The organism is Roseovarius sp. THAF8 (assembly GCF_009363735.1).
Taxonomy (GTDB): Bacteria; Pseudomonadota; Alphaproteobacteria; order Rhodobacterales; family Rhodobacteraceae; genus Roseovarius.
The window spans coordinates 2,426,911-2,450,633 of record NZ_CP045410.1; the positions used below are offsets into that span (position 1 = coordinate 2,426,911).

Consider the following 23,723-nt stretch of genomic DNA (forward strand, 5'->3'; position numbering starts at 1 on the left):
TATCTCCCCTTGGTTCGATGCCTGTCGCATCTTGGCCCCGGATTTGATCAAACAAAACCGGACATGGCAATATGGTAATGCTTTCATGCAGCCGCTAAACTCGCAAGGTGATTGCGAGGATCACCGCGACGGAAAGCATACCCTATGAGCAAACCCGCCCAGAAAATCGGCACGGACAGCGCGGAAGCGGCCCGTGTTCCGGCGCACGAGTTGATCTATCGCGAGCTGCGCGCGCTGGTGCTGTTCGGAGACCTGGCGCCGGGGCAGGCGGTCACCATCCAGGGGCTGACCGACCGACTGGGCGCGGGCATGACCCCGGTGCGCGAGGCGATCCGCCGCCTGACCGCCGAGGGCGCGCTGGAGTTCCGCGGCAACCGCCGCGTGGTGGTGCCAACCCTGACCGCCGACAACATTTCCGAGCTTATCCTTGCCCGCCAATGGCTTGATCCGCACCTTACTTTACGGGCGACCGAGCGTGCGGGTCTGGAAGACCTCGACCACCTGACCGCGCTCGACCGCGATCTGGACGCCGCCATCGACGGGGGCGATCTGCGCGCCTATCTGGAGCTGAATTACGCCTTTCACGCGCATATCTACACCATCGCCGACGCCCCGATCCTGGCCGACTTGGCCGAGGGGCTGTGGCTGCGGTTCGGCCCTTCCCTGCGGGTCGTCTGCGGGCGGATGGGCACCCAGAACCTGCCGGACAAGCACAAGGACATGCTGGACGCCATGCACGCCCGCGATGCCGAAGGCGCGGCCCGCGCCATCCGCGAAGACGTGATCCAGGGAATGGAGCAGGTCCGCGTTTCCCTGGAGCAGAACGCGCGTCCGACCTGATTCGATTGACTCTGAATAATTTGATCATATTCTGGCACAAACGGACCGGCCCGCCCCGTCCGATCCTCCGATCACGAAAGGTACCGCCATGACCGCCATCACCAATCATATGCCCACCGCCGAGCTTCAGGCGCTGGATGCCGCGCATCACCTGCATCCCTTCACCCACGGTGACGCGCTCAACAAGAAGGGTGCGCGCGTCATCACCCGCGCCAGGGGTGTGACCCTGACAGACAGCGAAGGGCACGATTATCTCGACGCCATGGCGGGGCTCTGGTGCGTCAATATCGGCTATGGCCGCGACGAGCTGGCCGACGCCGCCGCCCGCCAGATGAAGGAACTGCCCTATTACAACACGTTCTTCCAGACGACCCACGTGCCCGCCATCGCGTTGGCCGACAAGCTGGCGCAGCTGACGCCGCACGACCTCAATCACGTCTTCTTCGCCTCCTCGGGGTCCGAGGCGAACGACACCAATATCCGCCTCGTGCGCACCTACTGGGAACAGAAGGGCCACCCGGAAAAGAAGGCGATCATCAGCCGCAAGAACGCCTATCACGGCTCTTCGATGGGCAGCGCCTCGCTTGGCGGCATGTCCGCGATGCACGCCCAGGGCGGGATGCCGATTCCCGACATCCACCACATCGACCAGCCCTATTGGTACGGCGAGGGAAAAGACACTGATCCAGCCGAATTCGGCCTGGAACGCGCCCGCCAACTCGAGCAGAAGATCCTTGAACTGGGCGAAGACAAGGTCGCCGCCTTCATCGGCGAGCCGGTGCAGGGCGCCGGTGGCGTGATCGTTCCGCCCGAAACCTACTGGCCGGAAATCCAGCGCATCTGCCGCAAGTACAACATCCTGCTGATCGCCGACGAGGTGATCTGCGGCTTCGGGCGCACCGGCAAGTGGTTCGGCTCGGAAACCTTCGACATCAAGCCCGACGTCATGACCATCGCCAAGGGCGTCAGCTCGGGCTACGCGCCCATCGGGGGCTCGCTGGTCAGCGACGAGGTGGCCGAGGTGCTGAACGGCTGCGAGTTTGCCCACGGCTACACCTATTCCGGCCATCCGGTGACTTGCGCCGTGGCGCTGGAAAACCTCCGCATCCTCGACGAGGAAGGCATCGTCACCCGCGTCGGGTCCGAGACCGCGCCTTATCTCAAGGAAAAGTGGAAAACCCTGGCCGATCACCCGCTGGTGGGCGAGGCGGCGATCTGCGGCATGATGGGCTCCATCGCGCTCAGCCCCGACAAGGCCAGCCGCGCCAGGTTCGCCGCCGAGGCCGGCACCGCCGGTCTTATCTGCCGCGAGCATTGTTTCTCGAACGGCCTGATCATGCGCCACGTGGGCGACCGCATGGTCATCTCGCCGCCGCTGGTCATCTCCAAGTCCGAGATCGACACCCTGGTCGAACGCGCGAACATCGCGCTCGACCTCGCGCACAAGCAACTGAAAGATGAAGGTCTGATGAAGGCGGCGAGCTGAGCCGTCCGAAATGCCGTGGCGCAGGTCAGCACCGTGCGCCACGGTAACGATCGGGTCCTCAAGCGGTCCACCGACGGCATACCACTCAAATACCGACGTGATACCGACGCGGTTTTTATAACCCCGCCGGCGTTAACCAAGGCTCTCGCCGGCCGAGTCGCGTCAGTCCTTGACGAACATCTGCCGGGGCATGTTGCACAGGCATTCCGCCGGGCCATCCTCGTTGATCAGGATCGTCTCGGTCGTCTCCAGCCCCCAGGTATCCATCCACAGCGCGGGCATGAAATGGAACACCATGCCGGGTTCCAGCACCGTCTCGTCCTCCAGCCGGATCGACGCCGTCCGCTCGCCCCAGTCGGGCGGATAGCTGACGCCGACGGGGTAGCCCATGCGCCCTTCTCGCTTGATCTCGTACTTGGCCAGCACGTCCAGAAGCGCCTGCGCGATGTCGCAGGTCCGGTTGCCGGGCCGCGCCGCGTCCAGCCCCGCCTCGATGCCTTCCAGCTGCGCCTTTTCGGCGTCGCGAATGTCCTGCGGCGGCTCGCCGCCAAGGAACACGGTGCGGCACAGAGGCGCGTGATAGCGGCGGTAACACCCTGAAAGCTCGAAGAAAGTCGCCTCGCCCGGCTGCATCGGGTTGCCGTTCCAGGTCAGGTGCGCCGCGGTGGCGTCAAGGCCCGAGGGCGTCAGCGGCATGATCGCCGGATAGTCGCCCCAGTCGTCATCCACGCCCTCGATCCCGGCCTTCAGAATGCTGGCCACAAGGTCGTTCTTGCGCAGTCCCGGCTCGGCCATGTCGATGGCGGTGCGCATGACCTTTTCCGAGATGCGCGCCGCCTTGCGGATCAGCACCAGTTCTTCCTCGGACTTCACGATCCGCTGCCAGTTCACCAGCGTGGTGGCGTCGACGATCTTTGCATTCGGCATCTCGGCGCAAAGCACGGCATGGGCCTTGGCGGAGTAGTAGTAGTTCTCCATCTCCACCCCGATCGTCGCCGTCTCCAGCCCGTACCGCTTGAGCACTTCTGCCAGGTCCTGCATCGGGTGCCGCTCGGTCGACTGCACGAAATGGTCGCCATATCCGAGGATGAAATCATTCTCCATCCAGCAGGTCCTGCGACCCCCCAGCATGTCCATGTGTCGGCCCCACCACAGGGGCGGGCCGTCCATCGTCAGGATCGCGCCTTGGTGCACGTAGAAGGACCAGCCGTCATAGCCGGTCAGCCAGTTCTGGTTGGACGGGTCCGTGATAAAGACCGCATCAAGCCCGCGTTCTTCCATCGCGGCCCGTGCCCGCTTGAGGCGGCGGTCGTACTCTACGGGGGTGAAGGGCAGGTCTTTCATGGTCTGATCGCTCCTCGTCTTGGTCGGGCCGGACAGCACGTGCCGGGATGCCCCGAAGGTGCCTGCTGAACGACAGGAATGCACGAAAAAAAACTTGATAGACAGAACCTTGGTGGGGTCCCGGAATGGCCGCTTGCGGGCGCCCTTGCCCGATGCAAGCACTGTGAACAGGGGACCAACAGGCCAGCGATGCGTCATCAGGCAGGAAATCTGACTTAAATCCCGGCGACCTTGGTTAATTTTCCTTCGGAGATGCCTGCTGTGGAAAAACTCAATGAGTTTGCTTGCATCGCCGGCGGAAACTGGCTTTATTTCCAGCTAAACGCGGAACAACCGCGACGAAAAAACATATGGGGAGACACTCTTGACCGAATCGCAAGCGAGCGATGCGTTTGTCGCATTTGATCGTGTTCAGAAAAGCTACGATGGCGAAACGCTGGTCGTGAAGGACCTGAACCTTTCCATGCCCAAGGGCGAGTTCCTGACGATGCTGGGGCCGTCGGGGTCCGGCAAGACCACCTGTCTGATGATGCTGGCGGGATTCGAAACCGCAACGCATGGCCGCATCCTGCTCGACGGGGTGTCGATCAACGATATCCCGCCGCACAAGCGCGGCATCGGCATGGTGTTCCAGAACTACGCCCTTTTCCCGCACATGACCGTGGCCGAGAACCTCAGCTTTCCGCTGGAGGTTCGCAAGATCGGCAAGTCCGATCGTGAAGCCAAGGTAAAGCGCGCGCTCGACATGGTGCAGATGGGTGCCTTTGGTGGCCGCCGCCCGGCACAGCTTTCGGGTGGTCAGCAACAGCGGATCGCACTGGCCCGCGCGCTGGTGTTCGAGCCGGAGCTGGTTCTGATGGACGAGCCCCTTGGTGCCCTCGACAAGCAGTTGCGCGAGCACATGCAGTTCGAGATCACCAAACTGGCGCATGATCTGGGCATCACCACGGTTTACGTGACGCACGACCAGACGGAGGCGCTGACCATGTCGGACCGCGTCGCGGTGTTCGACGATGGCCGTATCCAGCAGCTGGCGCCGCCGGACGAGCTGTACGAGAGCCCGCAAAACAGCTTTGTCGCGCAGTTCATCGGCGAGAACAACACGCTGGAGGGCACCGTAAAGCAGATTCAGGGCGGTCTCGCGCAGGTGCAACTGGACGATGGCGGAATCATCGATTGCAAGCCGGTCAACGTCAGCGAAGTGGGCGAGCGTACCCGCGTCTCGATCCGGCCGGAACGTGTAGAGTTCGACAAGAAACGTCTCAAGGAAGGCACCCACACGATCAAGGCCGAGGTGCTGGAATTCATCTACATGGGCGACATCTTCCGCACCCGTCTGAGCGTGGCGGGCAACGACAACTTCGTGATCAAGTCGCGGAACGCGCCGGACCAGACACGGCTGACACCGGGTGAAACAATCGAGATCGGCTGGCTGCCCGAGGATTGCCGCGCACTGGATGCGAACTAGGAGTTTTTAGGGATTCGGGCGGGCCATTGCGCCGGCCCGGATAGAACGAGGTCCGCATGTTGTTCCCGTGACATGGGGCCCGAAAGGTAAACGGGAGTACTTTTGGGAGTATGACATGAAACTGACGAAAACACTTATGGCGACGACCGCACTGACGGTTGCTGCCGCGTCGGCTCAGGCACAGGAAATGGCCGACTCGATGACCGTCGTGTCCTGGGGCGGCGCCTATCAGGCGAGCCAGCAGAACGCCTACACCGAGCCGTACAAGGAAATGAACGAAGGCCTGGAAGTGATCTGGGACGAAAGCTCGAACGAGGCCGTGGCCAAGCTGCGCGCCATGGACGAGGCCGGCAACATCACCTGGGATGTCGTCGACGTCGTGGCCGCTGACGCGCTGCGCCTGTGCGACGAAGGCCTGGCGATGGAAATCGACCCCGAGGAAGACCTGGCCGCCGCGCCCGATGGCACCTCGGCCGAGGAAGATTTCGGCGAACTGCTGGTGGGTGACTGCTTCATCCCGCAGATCGTCTATTCGACCACCTTCGGCTATCGCACCGACATGGTGCCGGAAGGCGTGGAAGCGCCCAACGACATCTGCGACGTGTTCGACCTGGAAACCTATCCGGGCAAGCGTGCGCTGGAAAAGCGCCCGATCAACAACGTCGAATGGGCGCTGCTGTGTGACGGCGTCGCCAAGGAAGAGGTCTATGACGTCCTGGCCACCGCCGAAGGTCAGCAACAGGCGCTGGACAAGCTGGCAACCATCAAGGACGAGGTGATCTGGTGGTCCGCCGGTGCCGACACGCCGCAGCTTCTGGCCGATGGCGAAGTGTTCATGGGTTCGACCTACAACGGTCGTCTGTTTGCCGCCATCGAAGAGCAGGATCAGCCGATCGGCATGATGTGGGACGCGCAGGTGTTCGACCTGGACGGCTGGATCATCCCCGAGGGCCTGCCCGAAGATCGCCTGGCACGCGCCAAGGACTTCATCATGTTCGCGACCGACACGCAGCGTCTGGCGGACCAGGCCAAGTACATCTCGTACGGTCCGGCCCGTGCCTCCTCGGCACCGCTGGTGGGTCAGCACGCGGAACTGGGCATCGACATGGCGCCGCACATGCCGACCGACCCGGAGAACGCGCAGAACACGTTCCTCTACAACTACGAGTTCTGGGCTGACTACCGCGACGACATCGACGCCAAATTCCAGGCGTGGCTGGCGCAATAAGCGGTTCGCTTAGAGATACCTGGAAGGGCCGTCCGCGGCCCTTCCACACGGACAATAAACAAAACAACAAACTGCCGACGGGGACTTTATGAGCGATGTGACTGACGCCACGACCGGCAAGGCGGCGCCCACGCCCGATGACGGGCTGCGCATTGCGGACAGCAACGAGGGCGGGCCTGTTCTGGCTGCCGACGGTACGCCGCTGAAGAAAAGCCTTTCGCGGACCTTGCGCCGCCAGAAGATGCGGGCGTTGCTGCTGATCGCTCCGCTGCTGATCTTCGTCCTCGTAACCTTTATCGTTCCCATTGTCTCGATGCTGCTGCGGTCGGTCGACAACACGATCGTGCCCGATACCCTGCCGCAGACGGTCAGCGCGATTGCAGAGTGGGACCCGACCGCAAGCGACCTGCCGGACGAGCCTGTCTACGAGGCGCTTTACTACGATCTGTTCCTGGCCTCCGAGGCCAAGGAGCACACCAAGCTGGGCACGCGCCTGAACTACGAACTAACGGGCTTGTCCTCGCAGTTCCGGTCTGTCGGACGCGACCTTGACGAGATCGGCGAAGACCAGATCGACGCGCTGGAAGACCTGGCCGAGGACACCTGGGACAACGAGACGTTCTGGTTCGACCTGATGCGGGGCGGAGAGAACGCCGAGGAGAGCGACCAGTCCGTTCTGGATGACGCCCGGAAGCGGCTTCAGGTCCTGACAGGCGACAGCTATTCTGGCGGAACCGGCTTCCTGCCGGGGGCGGAGATTTCCGCGCTTCTGCCGCGCACCGCCTATGAATACGCCAGTTTTGCCGTCTATACCGCCATCGCGGAAGAGGATGTCGTCGCCGAGGAAGAACCCTGGGAAGCGGTCAAGATCGCTCTGATTCAAGAGTTGCAGGCCGGTGCCGATGTGGCCTCCTACAGCGGCTTCGGAGCAGAGCAGCTTGTTGCGGCGCAGGAGATGCTGGCGGAACAGCCGCAGCCGAATTTCAAGGACGCGTTTCTGGAGATCGACAAGGGTTGGGGCAACCCGCTCACCTGGAAAACGCTGAGCGTTTACAAGGCGTCCTACACGCCGGGGTATTTCCTGAATGCGGCGGATTACCAGCTGGGCTTTGACGGTGTCGAGGCGCGGCCCGCGAACCAGCAGATCTACATCAAGCTGTTCATGCGCACGCTCTACATGTCGCTGATCATCACCGGCAGCTGCATCCTCTTGGGCTATCCGGTGGCGTGGATCCTGGCCAACCTGCCGCTGCGCACGGCGAACGTGCTGATGATCCTCGTGCTGCTGCCGTTCTGGACCTCGCTTCTGGTGCGGACTTCGGCCTGGAAGGTACTGTTGCAGCAGCAGGGGGTGATAAACGAGATCCTCGTGTGGCTGGGCTTCGTCGATGACGCGAACCGATTGATATTGATGAACAACGCGACCGGCACGATCATCGCCATGACGCATATCCTGCTGCCGTTCATGATCCTGCCGCTCTATTCGGTGATGAAGACGATCCCGCCGTCCTACCTGCGCGCGGCGAAGTCGCTGGGCGCGACGAACGTCACGGCCTTCCGGCGGGTCTATTTTCCGCAATCGGTGCCGGGTATCGGGGCGGGGTCGATCCTCGTGTTCATCCTGTCGATCGGGTACTACATCACGCCAGAGATCGTGGGCGGCACCGACGGTGTCTTCATCTCGAACCGGATCGCCTATCATATCTCCAGCTCGCTGAACTGGGGTCTGGCGGCCGCGCTGGGAACGATCCTGCTGGTCGTCGTTCTGGTGCTCTACTGGTGCTACGACAGGATCGTTGGCATCGATAACGTCAAGTTGGGGGGCTAGGTCATGACCGATCAAGACGATGGCTACACAGTCACCATTCCGCGCCCGCCGCTGACCGGGTTCACCTTGCCGCTGACGGCGGTTCTGGGCGCCATGTTCGGCTTTGTCGCGGGCAACGTCTATGGCCAGCCCTGGCTTGGCGCACTTGTCGGCGCGGTCATCGGCGCCGGCATTGCGGCACTGGCGCACCAGATGTCGGGCCAGCGCACGCAGACCCGGTGGGGTATCATCGCCGCCTTCGCCATTGCGGGCTTTTTTGCAGGCGGTCTGGGTGCGGCGATATCCGGTGTCATCATCGGAGCCGTGCTCAGCTGGTTCGCGTATTGGCTCGACACCGGCGATTACCGCAAGAACGTGCCAATCTATTACACGCCGGGCCAGGTGTTGTGGCACAACACGTTCCTCTTCATCTGCGGATTCGTGTTCTTCTTCCTGATCGCTCCGCTCATTCCGGTGATGTGGCTGAGCTTCAACGCCGAGAACTTCTTTACCTTCACGCCCGAGATGCTGAACTTCCAGGCCGAGGGCTATTCGCTGAAGCACTACCGCGACTTCCTGGGCACCGACGAGTGGATGACGCCGCTGAAGAACTCGCTGATCATCGCGCCCTTCGCGACGTTCATCTCGGTCAGCCTCGGCACGCTGGCGGCCATCGGCCTGTCGCAAAGCCATGTGCCCGGGCGGCAGGCGATCATGGCAATCCTGATCTCGCCGATGATCGTTCCGTTGATCATTTCGGCCACCGGGATGTTCTTTTTCTATGCACCTCTGGGCAACTGGCTGGAAGCGAACCTGGGGCTGGACCAGGCTTTTGTCGGGTATGTGAAGGTGATCCTGGCACACGCGGCGCTGGGCGTGCCGTTCGTGATCATCACGGTGACGGCCACGCTGGTCGGCTTCGACCGCTCGTTGACGCGGGCGTCGGCCAACATGGGGGCGAACCCGGTCACGACCTTCTTCCGGGTTCAGATGCCGCTGATCCTGCCGGGGGTGATCTCGGGCGGGCTCTTTGCCTTCATCACATCGTTTGACGAGGTGGTGGTGGTGTTGTTCGTCGGTTCGGCGCAGCAACAGACCCTGCCGTGGCAGATGTTCACAGGCCTGCGCGAGCAGATCTCGCCGACGATCCTTGCGGCGGCCACGATTCTCGTGACGATCTCGATCCTGTTGTTGACGACGGTAGAGCTGTTGCGCCGCCGGTCGGAGCGCCTGCGCGGGCTGAGTCCGGGCTGAACCTGACGATAGCTTTACGGAAAGCCGGGCCTGCCTGCCCGGCTTTTCTTTTGCTCAAGGTACAAGAGCGCGCACGTGATCGATTACCGTGCCGTCTGGCGCTTCGCATTCGGCAATAACGCGTTCAGCGAATCTCGGCGTTGCACGTTGCGTCGCCTGCGCTTCGGCCTTACGGCGCAGATCGTCGAGCGATGAAAGCGGCAACCCGGCGTTCTTCGCGGCCCGGGCCAGCTCTGGGGCAGCGGAGGAAATGGCGATCCCCTCTTCCGTGACCACGGCGCCGACCGTGTCGCCCGGCGTGGTGAGACAGGTCAGCCGTTCGATCAGCTTGGGAAATCCGCCGGCGCACAGCGGGGTCGTCACGATGGCCAGTTTCGCGCCCGCCGCGGTGTCGGCATGGCCGCCAGAGCCACCGATGATACGCCCGTCGCTGGCGCAAGTGACGTTGACGTTGAAATTCATGTCGACTTCTGCCGCGCCGAGGATCATCACGTCAAGCCGGGAGGCCGCACTGTCGGGGTTGGCTGGGCTCGCGTAATCCCACGCGGACATCGCGTGATGCGCGGTGTCATTGGCATAGGAGGCCACGGCGGCTCCGTCGAAAGCCTGAACGTCGAGCAGGTGTCGGAAGAGACCGGAATGCAGCATCTCCACAAGTGGCCCGGTGATGCCGCCCGCCGCGAAATCGCCAACCACGCCGCGTTCGGCCATGACGGGCGCCAAGCTGCGGGCGACGGCAAGAGATGTCGCGCCGGCCCCGGTCTGGAAACTGAAACCGTCCCGCAGAAGGCCGCTGCAGGCAATGAGGCGGGCGGTCAGGTCGGCGATGGCCTGACCCTTGGCAGACGGCGCACGGGCGGTCGTTCCGGAGGCCACCTGTCGCGCGTCACCGATGCTGTCCACGGTGACCACGAGATCGACCTGCTCGGCCGGGATGCAGATACGCGGCAGGTCATAGACGTAATGATCGGTGACAGCCGTGACGAAGCGGGCATGGGCGGCATCCACCATCGCATATCCCAAAGGGCCGCAGGCGTTCGGGCCCGTAGCGCCGCCGAGGTTGCGTTCGGTATCCACCGCCGGTGTGGCGATGAAGGCCGTGTCGATTTTCAGTCGGCCTGAGGCAATGGCCTCGGCTCTGCCACCATGGGTTTGCAGGCGGACTGGATGAGGCAGAAGACCGCGCTGCACCGCCTCGGCGAGGGGCCCGTTGATGTAGGACGTGGTGATCCGCGTGACGATCCCGTCTTCAAGGAACGGGATCAGGGCCGCATGGCAGGGAAAGAGCGAGGATGGCGCGATGTGTAGGTCGCGCAGGCCCTCTTCGGTGCAGGTCTGCAAGACCTCGCGCATCACGTCGTCGCCGTTCCGCAGGTGATGGTGAAACGACAGCGTCGCACCGTCCCGCAGGCCAGCGGCCCCGATTGCGGTACGCACGCTCACGCGCCGTCATGCCACGCGAAGGCCAAGACCTACGCGCGCACCAGTTTCTCGTAGCTCTCCGCGATGTCGCGGGTCAGCGCGCCGACCTCGAAATTGTAGTCGCCGATCTGGCCAACGGGCGTCACCTCGGCGGCGGTTCCGGTCAGCCAGCACTGCTCGAAGCCTTCCAGCTCCTCGGGCATGATATGACGTTCGTGCACCTTGACCTGACGGTCCTTCAACATGCCGATGACGGTCTGCCGGGTGATGCCGTTGAGGAAACAGTCGGGGTCGGGCGTATGCACCTCGCCGTCCTTGACGAAGAAGATGTTGGCGCCGGTCGCCTCGGCCACGTAGCCGCGATAGTCGAACATCATCGCGTCGGAACAGCCTTTCGCCTCGGCGGCGTGCTTGGAAAGGGTGCAGATCATGTAAAGACCGGCGGCCTTGGCATGGCTGGGGATGGTTTCGGGGCTGGGACGTTTCCACTTGGAGATGTCGAGCTTGGCGCCCTTCATCTTGGCGTCGCCGTAATAGGCGCCCCATTCCCAGGCGGCAATGGCCAGGCGCACGGGGTTGCGGGCCGATGCGACGCCCATGTCCTCGCCGGCACCGCGCCACGCGACCGCGCGGACATAGGCGTTGTCGAACCCGTTGGCCTGAAGGACCTCCATCTTGGCAGCCTCGATCTCGTCGACGGTGTAGGGGATCTCGAAATCAAGCTGGCCGGCGGAATAGTGCAGGCGTTCCGAGTGCTTGCGGCTCTCGAAGATCTTGCCGTTGTAGCACCGCTCGCCTTCGAAGACGGAACTGGCGTAGTGCAGGCCGTGGGTCAGGATATGCACGTTCGCGTCCCGCCATTCGACCAGTTTGCCGTCCATCCAAATCTTGCCGTCGCGATCATCATACGCTGCCATTTCCGCCTCCTCAGCCTGGCCTCTTTCCATTTATTGCGCTGGAAACGTCCGAAGTGGACATAAAATTGCGCAGAAACTGCGATTCGCTACCAGTTTGATCTTGGAATGTCAACAAGGCTGACTTATCTTGGCGTCGTATGTGACGGGAGGGCGAAGATGGCCGAAGCGCATGGCGGCGAAAATCTGTTGTTCCTGACCGACGAACAGTTGCGACAGGGCATCGAGGCGATGTTCTTTGCCTATCGCGGTTTCACCGCCGATCCCGACCGTATCCTGGCCACGATGGCGTATGGCCGCGCGCATCACCGCGCGCTTCATTTCATCGCACGCCGTCCCGGCACGACGGTGAACAATCTTCTGGGTATTCTGGGGGTTACCAAACAGTCTCTGAATCGGGTCTTGCGTACACTGATCGAGGATGGACTGGTCGAAAGCCAGCAGGGCAAGACGGACAGGCGTGAGCGTCATCTGACGCTGACGGACAAGGGGCGCGGACTGGAACAGACGCTGTCCGATGCACAAAGAGCCCGGATGCGGGCGGCCTATCGCAAGGCGGGACCGGAGGCCGTGGCGGGTTTCCGGCAGGTGCTCGAAGCGATGATGGACCCGGATATGCGGCGGAAGTATCATGCGATCCGGGAGGCTGACTCATGAACGATCCGGCGCCGCACCTTCTGATCGTCGATGACGACGAGCGCATCCGCGACCTGTTGCGCAAGTTTCTTGCGCGAAACGGGTTCCTGGTGTCCGTGGCGCGTGATGCGGATCATGCGCGCCGCGTGCTGTCGGGGCTGGAGTTCGACCTGATCGTGATGGACGTGATGATGCCGGGCGAGGACGGCGTTTCCCTGACGCGATCGTTGCGCGAAACGATCGACACGCCGATCCTTCTGCTGACTGCAAAGGGAGAGACGGAGGAGCGCATCGCCGGACTGGAGGCCGGTGCGGACGACTATCTGCCCAAGCCCTTCGAGCCGAAGGAACTACTGCTGCGGATCAACGCGATCCTGCGCCGGATGCCGGAGGCCGAGCCCGAACATGCAGCCCCCAAGGTTCTGAGCATGGGGCCTGTGCGGTTCGACATAGAGCGGTCCGAGCTGATGCGCGGCGAGGACATGATCCGGCTGACGGCGACGGAGGTCCAGCTGATGCGGATCTTTGCAGAGAACCTGCGCGAGCCGGTGAGCCGCACCAAGCTGGTCGAAGACCTGGGCCGCGACAGGGGCCAGGCGCAGGAGCGGGCCGTGGACGTCCAGATCACGCGCCTGCGGCGCAAGATCGAGTCCGATCCGAAACAGCCGCGATACCTGCAAACCGTGCGTGGCGAAGGCTATATGCTGGCGCCGGACTGAGACGTGATCTGGTTGTGCGGCTGCGCCGCGCAGGTTTGATGAATTGGGGGCCAGCCCCCAGGGTTGAAGCGCAGCTTCAACCGAACCCCCGGGATATTGACGGCCAGAGGAAGAAGCGGTTCGGTCCGCGGGCCCGTTGTGCTCTTGATAGACTCGGGGCGGGGTTGTATCTGACACTCATGATACGGGTTTTCGACATGGACGATCGTGCGCGCCTGCCCTGGCGGTTTTTTGGCGCGGCACGCACGGTTCTGGCGCGTCTATAGGGCGGTGCCCTTCGACGAATTGTTATGAATTTCCACTGACACGACGGGAGAGGACCGATGTCCCCCAAGACACTCTATGACAAGATATGGGATGCCCACCTTGCGCACGAGGCCGAGGATGGCACCAGCCTGCTTTATATCGACCGGCATCTCGTGCACGAGGTGACGAGCCCGCAGGCCTTTGAAGGGCTGCGCATGGCGAACCGCAAGGTGCGCGCGCCGGACAAGACCATTGCCGTGCCGGACCACAACGTGCCGACCACCGAGGGGCGCGAGAATCCCGAGGCGATGCCCGAGGACAGCCGCACCCAAGTGGCCGCGTTGGACAAGAACGCCAAGGATTTCGGCATCCATTATTACCCGGTCAGCGACGTGCGGCAGGGCATCGTCCACATCGTCGGCCCCGAGCAGGGCTGGACACTGCCGGGCATGACCGTGGTCTGCGGCGACAGCCATACGGCCACACATGGTGCTTTCGGTGCGCTGGCCCACGGCATCGGGACGTCCGAGGTGGAGCATGTGCTGGCCACCCAGACGCTGATCCAGACCAAGTCAAAGAACATGAAGGTCGAGATCACCGGCAAGCTGCGCCCCGGAGTGACCGCCAAGGACATCACCCTGTCGGTCATTGGCCGCACCGGCACCGCGGGCGGTACGGGTTATGTCATCGAGTATTGCGGCGAGGCCATTCGCGACCTTTCGATGGAAGGGCGGATGACCGTCTGCAACATGGCGATCGAAGGCGGCGCACGCGCAGGCCTGATCGCGCCCGATGAAAAGACCTTCGAGTACATCAAGGGCCGGCCCCATGCGCCGAAGGGCGCACAGTGGGAAGCCGCCATGGACTGGTGGAAGACGCTCTATTCCGATGACGATGCGCATTGGGACAAGGTGATCACGATCAAGGGCGAGGATATCGCGCCGGTGGTCACCTGGGGCACCAGCCCCGAGGACGTGCTGCCGATCGACGGAGAGGTGCCTGCCCCCGAAAGCTTTACCGGCGGCAAGACCGACGCGGCCCGGCGTGCGCTGGAATACATGGGCCTTACGCCCGGTCAAAAGCTGAAGGATATCGAGATCGACACGGTCTTTATCGGGTCCTGCACCAATGGCCGGATCGAGGATCTGCGTGCGGCAGCCGAGATCCTGAAAGGCAAGAAGATCAAGGTGAAGCGGGCAATGGTCGTGCCCGGATCGGGGCTTGTGCGCGCCCAGGCCGAGGAAGAAGGGCTGGCCGAGATCTTTACCGAGGCCGGTTTCGAGTGGCGGCTTGCAGGCTGTTCGATGTGCCTGGCGATGAACCCCGACCAGTTGCAGCCGGGTGAACGGTGCGCGGCCACGTCGAACCGCAATTTCGAGGGCCGGCAAGGCCGTGGCGGGCGCACCCACCTGATGAGCCCGGCGATGGCCGCGGCGGCGGCGGTGACCGGCAAACTGACCGACATCCGGGAGATCGTGTGATGGAAAAATTCGTGAAACTGACCGGCGTCGCGGCGCCGATGCCGCTGGTCAATATCGACACCGACATGATCATTCCCAAGCAGTTTCTGAAGACGATCAAGCGGTCGGGCCTGGGCGTGAACCTGTTTGACGAGATGCGGTACGACGACGATGGAAACGAGATTCCGGAATTCGTGCTGAACCAACCGGCCTATCGCGAGGCAAAGATCATCGTGGCCGGGGACAATTTCGGCTGCGGGTCGAGCCGCGAGCATGCGCCCTGGGCGCTGCTGGATTTCGGCATCCGCTGCGTGATCTCCACCAGCTTCGCCGACATCTTCTACAACAACTGCTTCAAGAACGGCATTCTGCCCATCGTTCTTCCGCAGGAAGAGGTCGACAAGCTGATGGACGATGCGGAGCGCGGATCGAACGCGGTGCTAACCGTGGACCTGGAGCGCCAGGAAATCACCGGCCCGGATGGCGGCACAATCGGCTTCGACGTCGACCCCTGGCGCAAGCACTGCCTGCTGAACGGGCTCGACGATATCGGACTGACGATGGAAAAAGCCGCGTCGATCGACGCGTTCGAGGCCAAGGCCGCGACGCAACGCCCCTGGGTTTGACCCCGCAAGGAAAGCGATGTACCGGCTGCCATGCGCGGCCGGTGCAATCTTGAGATTAAGAGGTTAATCAAAAGCACATCTAATATTAATGAATTATTGTGGGGGCTTAGCTTGAACCCCCCACATCTTGCGTGTGAACACAACGGCGCCTCAAATCCGTCAGCTTATTGATGCAAACCGGCACCACCCTCACCATCAAATCGCCGAAAATTCTAAGTCTAACGAACTGGTGTCTTGAGCCGGATGGTGAAAGAAGGCAGAAATTGGGCAAGAATGAGGCAAGCCGTCATAATCGACGGACCCGAATTGGAACAATGTCGCGGCATCGAACCGTGGCAGGCCAGTTGTAAGGGAACCGGGCAGTGGTTTCGCAGATCATCAGCGCGCTGACGCGTGCAATACTCGTGGCCTTGCTGGTGGCAACACCGGCGCTTGTGCTGCCGTCGGTCGCGACGGACACCGCACAGATTGTCGTGGTGATCGCGCTGCTGTTCTCGTTGCTCACCTTCATCGAGTATTTCGGCCGCTATCCGAGCATTGTCGAATTCCGGTTCGCTCCACCCTTCAATCGTTTGAAGTTCCTCGCACTGGCGCTTGTCGTGGTGGTGCTTTCGTTGATCGCGCGCGGCAAGATCGAGCCCAGCCCGATCACCCTGATCCTCACCTACTTCGCGCAGACCCTCGGCAATGCGATGGATTTCCCGTTCTCGCCGGTGCGATTGGTCGTGCTGATGCTGCCGCCGGATGCCAGCCTGGACCTTGCCAATTCCGTGCGGATCGCGGCCGCCGTGGCCTATAGCGTGTCACTGGTCATGGTGCTGGTCTTCGTTATCTTGGTGCGGCTTCTTGGATGGCCCATGCGCAACGGCGCGTTCAATGTGTGGGTCAACCTGCCCTTGTTCGATCCGACGCGCGGCGGCGACATCGTTGACAGGCTGCGACGCGACTCGGGTCTTAACATTGTGTTAGGAGCTTTGCTGCCATTCTTGATTCCGGCAATCGTGAAGGCGGCGTCCCTGGTGATCGAGCCGGTGTCGTTTCAGAGCGAACAAACATTGATCTGGATGATGACCGTATGGGCTCTTCTTCCCGCAAGCATTCTCATGCGTGGTATCGCATTGATGCGCGTGGCCGAGCTGATCGAGGAAAAGCGCCGCCGGGTCTATGCAAAGGCGGAAGGGTTGCAGAACGCCTGAGCGCTGGGCTTCTGGCCCTGATTGCGGCGATCTCACCCGCGGCGGCCGAAACCACCGTTCGTATCGCGACGTTCAACACCGAACTCGCCCGCGAGGGCCCGGGATTGCTGTTGCGCGATATCCTGTCCGAGGACGACCCGCAGGTCGAGAGCGTGGCCCGGCTGATTGCACGGGCAACGCCGGACGTCATCGCGTTGCAAGGTATCGACTACGACCACGATCTGATTGCAGCACGCGCCCTAGTGCGGCGGATCTCGGCGCACGGGCACGATTTGCCGCATGTTTTCGCGCTGCGGCCCAATACGGGCATGACGACCGGACTGGATCTCGATGGCGATGGACGAAAGGGCCGGCATAGGGATGCGCAGGGTTACGGAACATTCGCGGGGCAGGGCGGGATGGCGGTTCTGTCACGGTTTCCCGTCGTCGCCGAGGATGTGCGCGACTTCAGTGACATCCTGTGGCGCGACATGCCGGAAGCGCTTTTGCGACTTGAGGACGGTACGACACTCTTGCCGGATCGTGTAAAGAAGGTTCAGCACCTCTCGACCGTGGGACACTGGGTCGTGCCGGTTCGGATCGAGGACCAAACGCTGCGTCTCTTGACCTTTCATGCCAGCCCGCCGGTGTTCGACGGGCCGGAAGATCGCAACGGGCGGCGCAATCATGACGAAATTGTCTTTTGGCTGAAATATCTCGATGGCGCTTTCGGTGCCCGACCCCAGCCGCCCTTCGTGCTGGCAGGGGATGCCAATCTCGACCCGGTCGATGGGGCGGGACGCAAAGCAGCGATCCGGCGGTTACTTGCAGACGACCGGATGGTCGACCCCAAGCCGATGCGACCGGCCGGTGTGGCGCAGGGCAACGGACATGACGGCGACCCACGACTTGATACGGTGGACTGGCCAGGTCCCGATCCGGGGTCTTTGAGGGTCAGCTATGTTTTGCCTTCGGCGGATCTGGAGGTCCTGAAGGCGGGGATCGTCACTGACGCTACGAATGGGTCCGTGGAGGACGCCAGTCGTCACGGACTTGTCTGGGTCGATCTCTTGCTGAAGTGACACGAGCGGCATCGTGTAGGTCGGGCTGTTCTGCGCCAAGGCGCGACGACCTGGGTGAGCGCCTCGTCCAAGGGTGTATCCCGATAGTCCGGACATAGTTCGGCGAGGCGTTCGGATTGCAGGCTGTGCGGCAGGTCCCAGAGATATCGCATCTCGAGCAACCCGCGCGCCAGCGGCCAGAACGGCGCGGCCAACCGCAGGGGAAGCCAGCTCATCCGGTGTACCTTGATATCGTAGTGGAGAGCCTGCGATATGTGCTGCGCGAACTGATGGCCGGTTATCGCGTAGCCGGGGAATACGACCTCCTCGAACTGGCCGAGACTGGTCTTGCGACGGGCAAGTTGTTCCGCGGCGCGGGCCAGATCGGGCAGGAAGGCCCATGCGTGCAAGGCGTCCGAGTCACCCGGATAAAGCAGCTGACCCCGGCTTGTGCGTGACATCAAGACCTTGTCGAGCCATCCGCCGTCACGCTCGATGTCGAGGAAATCCCCGGAACGCAGAAGAATCGTCTGTACGCCGCTGTCGCGGTAGCTTTGCTCGACCTGTTTGCGAATACGCCCCAGCGCTGTAGGAGGCGCCTGACGCGTCGTTTCGGACCATGGTTTTGCGGTGTCGCGCCCGTAGACATACACGTTCCCGGGAAGAAGCACGGCAGCCCCGCTGGAACGGGCGGCGGCCTGAATCCTCGCGTGAAGACTTGGAAGCTCCCGCTCCCAGAGATGATAGGGCGGGTTCCAGGCGGCGACGATGATATCGGTGCCCTGCGCCTGCGTCATCAGGTCGTCATGGGCGCGATCAAACAGCCGCACGGTCCAGCCCGCGTTCCAGAACGCTTCGGCCGCGTGACGCCCGAACCGTCCGGTGGCGCCGAGAACAAGAACGGTCTTCTGCATCAGATCGCACCTCGTGCTGCTTGGATTGACCCAAGGTTAGATAAATACCCAGGAATAGGAATTGCCAAAATTTGCGCATTCGCTATTCATTCGTGAATGGTAAGTCGCATATCAGATATCGATTGGTCGCTTGTCCGGGCCTTCCTTGCGGTGGCCGAAAAGGGATCGCTCTCGGCGGCCGGGCGCCTTTTGGGGACGAGCCAGCCCACCTTGGGCCGCCAGGTCCGTCAATTGGAGGACCTGCTGGGCCAGGTCCTGTTTCATCGAAAACCCAAAGGGCTGGAATTGACGGCAAACGGGCAATCCCTGCTGGAGCCCGCACGGAACATGCATCGCGCCATGATCGAGATCGAATTGACCGCTGCCGGCCAGCAGACCGAGGCAACCGGGACCGTACGGATTACGGCGAGCGATACGGTTTCGGTCTACATTCTGCCGCCGATCCTTGCCGCGCTTCATGCAGATCATCCCGGAATCCGCATCGACGTCGTGCCGTCTGACAGCAGCGAGAACCTGCTTTTCCGCGAGGCCGATATCGCGGTGCGGATGTATCGGCCCGAGCAACTCGAACTTGTTGCCCGGCATCTGGGGGACTTCCCGCTCGGTCTTTTCGCCTCGGGCAGCTACCTGCGAAAGGCCGGGCGCCCGCGCACGATCGCGGACGTCTTCGATCACCCGGTCATCGGGTACGACCGGAACGAGGAGATCATTCGTGGCATGCAGGAGCGCAACATGCCGGCCTCGCGCGATATGTTCGCCTTTCGCTGCGACAGCCACACGGTCGGCTGGGAAATGGTGCGCGCCGGATGTGGCGTCGGGTTTGGGATGAAGGCGCTGGGCGCATTGCACGACGATGTAGAGGACCTGGATTTCGACATCGACCTGCCAAGCCTCCCGGTCTGGCTCGCCACCCACCAGGCGCTTCGGCACACGCCCCGTATCGCCGTGGTCTGGGAGGCGCTGGCCAAGGGATTGAAGCCCCACCTTTCTTGACCCTTCCCGCGCGTCAGGCTACGCGGTGGCAACAGTCAGGATTTGGAAAGGATTCCGCATGAGCACTCCCTCGCTTCTCATTCTGCCCGGCGACGGGATCGGCCCCGAGGTCATGACCGAAGTGCGCAAGGTCATTGACTGGTTCGGGTCCAACCGCGGGATGGCCTTTGACGTGAGCGAGGATCTGGTCGGCGGCGCGGCCTATGACAAGCATGGCAGCCCTTTGCATGACGACACGATGGCCAAGGCGCAGGAGGTGGACGCCGTTCTGCTGGGCGCCGTGGGCGGGCCGAAATACGACAACCTCGATTTCTCGGTCAAGCCGGAGCGTGGCCTTCTGCGTCTGCGCAAGGAGATGGACCTGTACTCGAACCTGCGCCCGGCGCAGTGCTTCGACGCGCTGGCGGATTTCTCGAGCCTCAAGCGCGACGTGGTCGCGGGCCTCGACATCGTCATCGTGCGCGAACTGACCAGCGGCATCTATTTCGGCGAGCCGCGGGGGATCATCCAGGAAGGCAACGAGCGGGTCGGCATCAATACGCAGCGCTACACCGAGTCCGAGATCGACCGGGTTGCACGCTCGGCCTTTGAACTGGCGCGGCGGCGCTCTAACAAGGTCTGCTCGATGGAAAAGGCCAACGTGATGGAATCGGGCATCCTGTGGCGCGAAGTGGTTCAGAAGGTGCATGACGAGGATTACCCCGATGTCGAGCTGACCCACATGTACGCCGATGCCGGCGCGATGCAGCTCTGCCGCTGGCCCAAGCAATTCGACGTGATCGTCACCGACAACCTGTTTGGCGACATGCTGTCGGATGCCGCCGCGATGCTGACCGGTAGCCTTGGCATGTTGCCCTCAGCCAGCCTGGGTGCGCCGATGGCCAACGGACGGCCCAAGGCGCTGTACGAGCCCGTGCACGGCTCGGCACCGGATATCGCGGGGCAGGGCAAGGCCAATCCGATCGCGTGTATCCTCAGCTTCGCAATGGCGCTGCGCTACAGCTTCGACCAGGGGGACGAGGCCAAGCGCCTTGAAACGGCGGTCGAGAAGGTGCTGGCCGACGGCCTGCGCACGGCGGACCTGCTGGGCGAAGAGGGGGTTCAACCCGTCACCACCAGCGAAATGGGCGACGCGATCGTCTCGGCACTGTCCGATAGTCTCTAGGCGGTCGGGTGTGGTTCGCGCAAAGCCAGGCTGAAGCGACGCTCTGGCTGGCGCGACTTTTCTCCGTGGGGTGATTCCGTCCTTGCAAATGAAAGGGCGCTTATGTAATCGGCTGTCTCACGGACGGAGTGTAGCTCAGCCTGGTAGAGCACTGTCTTCGGGAGGCAGGGGCCGGAGGTTCGAATCCTCTCACTCCGACCAGTGAACAAAGGCGCCCGTGGGCGCCTTTGTTGTTTTAAATACAGTGATCCTCGGTTCACTGAACCTGATATCTACCCGAACTCTAACGCACTGGCGACCTTGCGAAGGTGCTCTGGGCTGTAGCGTGCGTAGGTAGAAGCAGTGATCCGCGAGTCCGAATGACCCAGATACTGAGCGATCTCGTCCATTGGGATGCCTGCTTCTGCCATATGGACTGCTGCCGTGTGGCGCAGCACGTGTGGTGATACTTCGGACAGTCCAGCATCACCTGCAGCTACTTTGAAGCTCTTCTTGATGGACTTCACGGGGCCACCTGCCCATTCCACAACGTAGTCCGACAACGCGGCATTACGCGCTTCCAAGAGCGCCACACGTAAGCTCTCAGTCATGGGCACGATAGCTCTACCTTTCCGCTGACCTTCGCCGGTGCGAAGGTTAATCTGACCGCGCTCGAAGTCGACCCGATCCCACGTGAGCTCCAGAACTGCGGTCACCCTTGCCGCCGTCGACAACACCAGCCGTATAGCGAGCTTGGTATGCGGTGCACAATCAACCGATAGTAACTGGCCTGTCTATCGGCGCGTCAGATACCTCTCCTTCGGGGCTGGCTTGCTGGGACGTTCGATGTAGGGCGCCCTATCGATCAGCCCGGTTTTGACCGCCCAGTTCAGACAGGTCCGCAGCTTGCCGAGCTGAGTCCAGATCGTGCCATCCTTGATTCCTGCCTGTCACCTTCGACGTGTTCGAACATGAGGGCGGGCGTGCGACACGCTGGGCCCGGACGGCGCGTCCCGGCGATATCGTCGGCATCAGCGGCCCCGGCAGCGGTGGATTTCCGCGCGCGCGACATCTTCTGATCGCCGGAGACGAGACGGCCCTTCCGGCGATCCGACGTATCCTCGAGACCTCAGAACCCGACCGGCGAGGTCACGCCATTCTCGAGGTGGGCACGGACGCCGACATCTGCGACCTGCCGCGTCCCGACGGAATCGCCCTGACCTGATGCGTGCGACAGCGGCAGAAGAGGCTGTGGGATCATCTGTCGCAAGCGCCCTTGCCCCCGGGACCCGACCGTTACGTCTGGGTTGCCGCCGAAAAAGCCCTTGTCCGAGATGCGAAAGCAAGGTTTCGACACACGCTCGGGCTTGATGCGGACAAGGGATATTGCGCGTATTGCTGGGAGGCCTGATCCAGTGTTGCAAGGATGGAGCGGCAAGGACCAGTTACCTAATAAAGATCTCTCCAGAAACTTGGACTCGCCAGTGAATTAGGGCCATTGAATCCGAAACCGACGACCTGTCTCGTCGGCGCGCGAAGGGTTACATCAATGACATTCGTAACATGCGCACGAGCAAACGACGCTACATGAGATGAGCCCGCCGACATGCGCATCGGATCGCTCGCGGCGTTCAGCCAGCTTTGAGCCACCATGAACATTGAGTAGAGCAAGTATTTTTGCCGCAACCGAATTGGGCAGCCGCGCGTCTACCTAATTCGGGTTTGTTCGCGCCACGTTTCTAGCCAGTGCCGCGACAAGGTCTGTTCGTGTCACGATGCCAATGATCTTGTCTTTTTCCAGAACCGGAACGGCATCCGTATCCCCATCGGCCATCATCGGCAGCAACGCCCCGATTGGCGTATCGGCCATCGCACGGGGACCGGCGACACTCATGATGTCCCCGGCCCTTGTCGGGTTTTCGCGGTTTCGGTCCAGCAGTCGCCGCAAGGCGGCAGCGTATCCGCGGTCAAAACGCAAGGCATCCTCTCTTGCCTGGCGGATCAGATGGATCTGGAAAATGACCCCCAGGAACTTTGCATCCCGTTCGACGACGGGAAGGGAAGTGAATCGATGCCTCCGGAAAATGTCTGCGACTTCGCTCAGGGACGTTTCGGGGCGGATCGTGGCAAGGTCCCGGGACATGATGTCCTGCGCCGTCACCGGAACGGAGTGATGTGCCGCGGCCTGCATCTCCGCTGCCCCGATCAGGCGCGCCAGGTCCTCGACGCCAAGGTTGAAAGACTGGCTGTAGCGCTCCAGGATCTCTGTCAGCTGTTCCTCGGACAGCCCCAGCCGTTCGGTCGGATTTCGGTCGCCAGTCCCGTGTCTGCTTGGATCATCGAACTGACGAAAGGGGTAGTGCCGCCCCGTCAAACGCGCATAGACCGTCGCAAGAACCACAAGCGCGACGGTACCCACGCCAATCGGTGCAATCGCGAACCAGAACCCCAGATGCGCGGTGGCATCGGGCGACAGGGCCGCCGTCATGGCCACTGCACCCGCCGGCGGATGGACCGCGCGACACAGCATCGTCGCGGTTACGGCCAACCCCACGGCAAGGCCGACTCTCAAGGCGGGATCGTCGACCCATAGGCAAACGGCGACTCCGACCAGTGCGGCTATCGTATTGCCGACAATCGCGGACCAGGGTTGCGCGAGCGGGCTGTTCGGGACCGCGAACAACAGAACGGATGTGGCGCCGAAGGGTGCGACAAGGTACAGCCCCAGTTCCAGGTCGACAGTCGGCGACAGCACGAACAGTCCGGTCAGCCCGAGCCCGATCAGGGCACCAAGCCCTGCCCGAAAGGCCTCGATGCCGGAAACATGCGCAACCGCAGGTCCAAGTGATTTCAGAATGTGCAACGACACGCCTCCCGGCAAGTTGCGCACAAACTTTCACCGCTTGGCGAAAGGTTCAACAGAGCAAATGACCGAACGGGACTGTTGCATTGATCAACTGCGCGCGACAGGTTTCTGTCGGAGAAG

20 protein-coding genes, 1 tRNA gene and 1 pseudogene are annotated in these 23,723 nt (G+C 62.3%); 16 read left to right on the forward strand and 6 right to left on the reverse strand.

The genetic code is table 11. The annotated features are described in order from the left end of the window. Nucleotides 1-144: 144 nt before the first annotated feature. Nucleotides 145-840 carry a GntR family transcriptional regulator gene (locus FIU85_RS11860; RefSeq protein ID WP_152497036.1) on the forward strand — a complete coding sequence of 232 codons (696 nt, stop codon included), beginning with the start codon at nucleotides 145-147 and terminating at the stop codon, nucleotides 838-840. Nucleotides 841-928: 88 nt separating this feature from the next. Beyond that, entirely contained in the window at nucleotides 929-2,326 is a 1,398-nt protein-coding gene (locus tag FIU85_RS11865) for an aspartate aminotransferase family protein (RefSeq protein WP_152497037.1), read from the forward strand. A 162-nt stretch (nucleotides 2,327-2,488) separates the two neighbouring features. Here the strand turns inward: FIU85_RS11865 and FIU85_RS11870 are convergent, their stop codons facing one another. Next, complete coding sequence (locus FIU85_RS11870) at nucleotides 2,489-3,670, reverse strand: M24 family metallopeptidase (RefSeq protein ID WP_152494203.1); 1,182 nt, start codon at nucleotides 3,668-3,670, stop codon at nucleotides 2,489-2,491. A gap of 364 nt (nucleotides 3,671-4,034) precedes the next feature. On the opposite strand from FIU85_RS11870, the gene FIU85_RS11875 reads away from it, so the two are divergent. The 4 genes from FIU85_RS11875 (at nucleotide 4,035) to FIU85_RS11890 (ending at nucleotide 9,427) form a co-directional block, all read left to right on the forward strand. Then, nucleotides 4,035-5,138 (forward strand): ABC transporter ATP-binding protein, encoded by a 1,104-nt coding sequence (locus FIU85_RS11875; RefSeq protein ID WP_152494202.1) that lies wholly within the window; start codon nucleotides 4,035-4,037, stop codon nucleotides 5,136-5,138. Nucleotides 5,139-5,253: 115 nt separating this feature from the next. After that, the gene (locus FIU85_RS11880; protein WP_152497038.1) at nucleotides 5,254-6,366 is read left to right on the forward strand and encodes an extracellular solute-binding protein; all 1,113 of its coding nucleotides are present in this window, start codon (nucleotides 5,254-5,256) and stop codon (nucleotides 6,364-6,366) included. Nucleotides 6,367-6,454: 88 nt separating this feature from the next. Next, on the forward strand, nucleotides 6,455-8,194 hold the full coding sequence (locus FIU85_RS11885; RefSeq protein WP_172978874.1) for an ABC transporter permease: 1,740 nt from the start codon (nucleotides 6,455-6,457) through the stop codon (nucleotides 8,192-8,194). 3 nt (nucleotides 8,195-8,197) lie between these two features. After that, nucleotides 8,198-9,427 (forward strand): ABC transporter permease, encoded by a 1,230-nt coding sequence (locus tag FIU85_RS11890; RefSeq protein WP_152494200.1) that lies wholly within the window; start codon nucleotides 8,198-8,200, stop codon nucleotides 9,425-9,427. 54 nt (nucleotides 9,428-9,481) lie between these two features. Here FIU85_RS11890 and FIU85_RS11895 read toward each other — a convergent pair whose 3' ends face one another. Continuing rightward, nucleotides 9,482-10,864, reverse strand: a complete 1,383-nt coding sequence (locus FIU85_RS11895) for a citrate lyase subunit alpha (RefSeq protein ID WP_172978875.1) — start codon at nucleotides 10,862-10,864, stop codon at nucleotides 9,482-9,484. Nucleotides 10,865-10,899: 35 nt separating this feature from the next. Beyond that, on the reverse strand, nucleotides 10,900-11,766 hold the full coding sequence (locus tag FIU85_RS11900; protein WP_152494198.1) for a branched-chain amino acid aminotransferase: 867 nt from the start codon (nucleotides 11,764-11,766) through the stop codon (nucleotides 10,900-10,902). A 156-nt stretch (nucleotides 11,767-11,922) separates the two neighbouring features. On the opposite strand from FIU85_RS11900, the gene FIU85_RS11905 reads away from it, so the two are divergent. The 6 genes from FIU85_RS11905 (at nucleotide 11,923) to FIU85_RS11935 (ending at nucleotide 17,707) form a co-directional block, all read left to right on the forward strand. Next, complete coding sequence (locus FIU85_RS11905) at nucleotides 11,923-12,420, forward strand: MarR family winged helix-turn-helix transcriptional regulator (protein ID WP_152494197.1); 498 nt, start codon at nucleotides 11,923-11,925, stop codon at nucleotides 12,418-12,420. Then, nucleotides 12,417-13,118, forward strand: a complete 702-nt coding sequence (locus tag FIU85_RS11910; protein ID WP_152494196.1) for a response regulator — start codon at nucleotides 12,417-12,419, stop codon at nucleotides 13,116-13,118. The genes FIU85_RS11905 and FIU85_RS11910 overlap by 4 nt, the downstream gene beginning before the upstream one ends. Before the next feature lie 323 nt (nucleotides 13,119-13,441). Beyond that, a complete protein-coding gene (gene leuC, locus FIU85_RS11920) occupies nucleotides 13,442-14,845 on the forward strand; it encodes a 3-isopropylmalate dehydratase large subunit (RefSeq protein WP_152497040.1) in 1,404 nt (467 codons plus the stop codon). Further along, a complete protein-coding gene (gene leuD, locus FIU85_RS11925) occupies nucleotides 14,845-15,450 on the forward strand; it encodes a 3-isopropylmalate dehydratase small subunit (RefSeq protein WP_152494194.1) in 606 nt (201 codons plus the stop codon). Before leuC ends, leuD begins: the two co-directional genes overlap by 1 nt. Before the next feature lie 362 nt (nucleotides 15,451-15,812). Then, nucleotides 15,813-16,646 (forward strand): hypothetical protein, encoded by an 834-nt coding sequence (locus FIU85_RS11930; protein WP_152494193.1) that lies wholly within the window; start codon nucleotides 15,813-15,815, stop codon nucleotides 16,644-16,646. 104 nt (nucleotides 16,647-16,750) lie between these two features. Beyond that, on the forward strand, nucleotides 16,751-17,707 hold the full coding sequence (locus tag FIU85_RS11935; protein ID WP_172978754.1) for an endonuclease/exonuclease/phosphatase family protein: 957 nt from the start codon (nucleotides 16,751-16,753) through the stop codon (nucleotides 17,705-17,707). Here the strand turns inward: FIU85_RS11935 and FIU85_RS11940 are convergent. Further along, nucleotides 17,671-18,600 carry an epimerase gene (locus FIU85_RS11940; protein ID WP_152497042.1) on the reverse strand — a complete coding sequence of 310 codons (930 nt, stop codon included), beginning with the start codon at nucleotides 18,598-18,600 and terminating at the stop codon, nucleotides 17,671-17,673. The two genes, FIU85_RS11935 and FIU85_RS11940, sit on opposite strands and share 37 nt — an antisense overlap. 96 nt (nucleotides 18,601-18,696) lie before the next feature. On the opposite strand from FIU85_RS11940, the gene FIU85_RS11945 reads away from it, so the two are divergent. From FIU85_RS11945 to FIU85_RS11955, 3 genes are all read left to right on the forward strand, one after another. Next, a complete protein-coding gene (locus FIU85_RS11945) occupies nucleotides 18,697-19,593 on the forward strand; it encodes a LysR family transcriptional regulator (RefSeq protein ID WP_152497043.1) in 897 nt (298 codons plus the stop codon). Between the two features lie 58 nt (nucleotides 19,594-19,651). Then, the gene (gene leuB, locus FIU85_RS11950; RefSeq protein ID WP_152494189.1) at nucleotides 19,652-20,758 is read left to right on the forward strand and encodes a 3-isopropylmalate dehydrogenase; all 1,107 of its coding nucleotides are present in this window, start codon (nucleotides 19,652-19,654) and stop codon (nucleotides 20,756-20,758) included. A 124-nt stretch (nucleotides 20,759-20,882) separates the two neighbouring features. Then, nucleotides 20,883-20,959: transfer RNA gene (locus FIU85_RS11955), tRNA-Pro, on the forward strand. A gap of 71 nt (nucleotides 20,960-21,030) precedes the next feature. Here FIU85_RS11955 and FIU85_RS11960 read toward each other — a convergent pair. Continuing rightward, nucleotides 21,031-21,453: a site-specific integrase gene (locus FIU85_RS11960; RefSeq protein WP_254702887.1), complete on the reverse strand. Its 423-nt coding sequence runs from the start codon at nucleotides 21,451-21,453 to the stop codon at nucleotides 21,031-21,033. A gap of 245 nt (nucleotides 21,454-21,698) precedes the next feature. Between FIU85_RS11960 and FIU85_RS22335 the strand changes: the two are divergent. Next, a pseudogene (locus tag FIU85_RS22335) lies at nucleotides 21,699-22,148 on the forward strand (siderophore-interacting protein). 300 nt (nucleotides 22,149-22,448) lie between these two features. On the opposite strand, the gene FIU85_RS11975 reads toward FIU85_RS22335, so the two are convergent. Further along, nucleotides 22,449-23,600, reverse strand: coding sequence for an HPP family protein (locus FIU85_RS11975; protein WP_152494187.1), 1,152 nt, complete (start codon nucleotides 23,598-23,600; stop codon nucleotides 22,449-22,451). Between the last annotated feature and the right edge of the window lie 123 nt (nucleotides 23,601-23,723).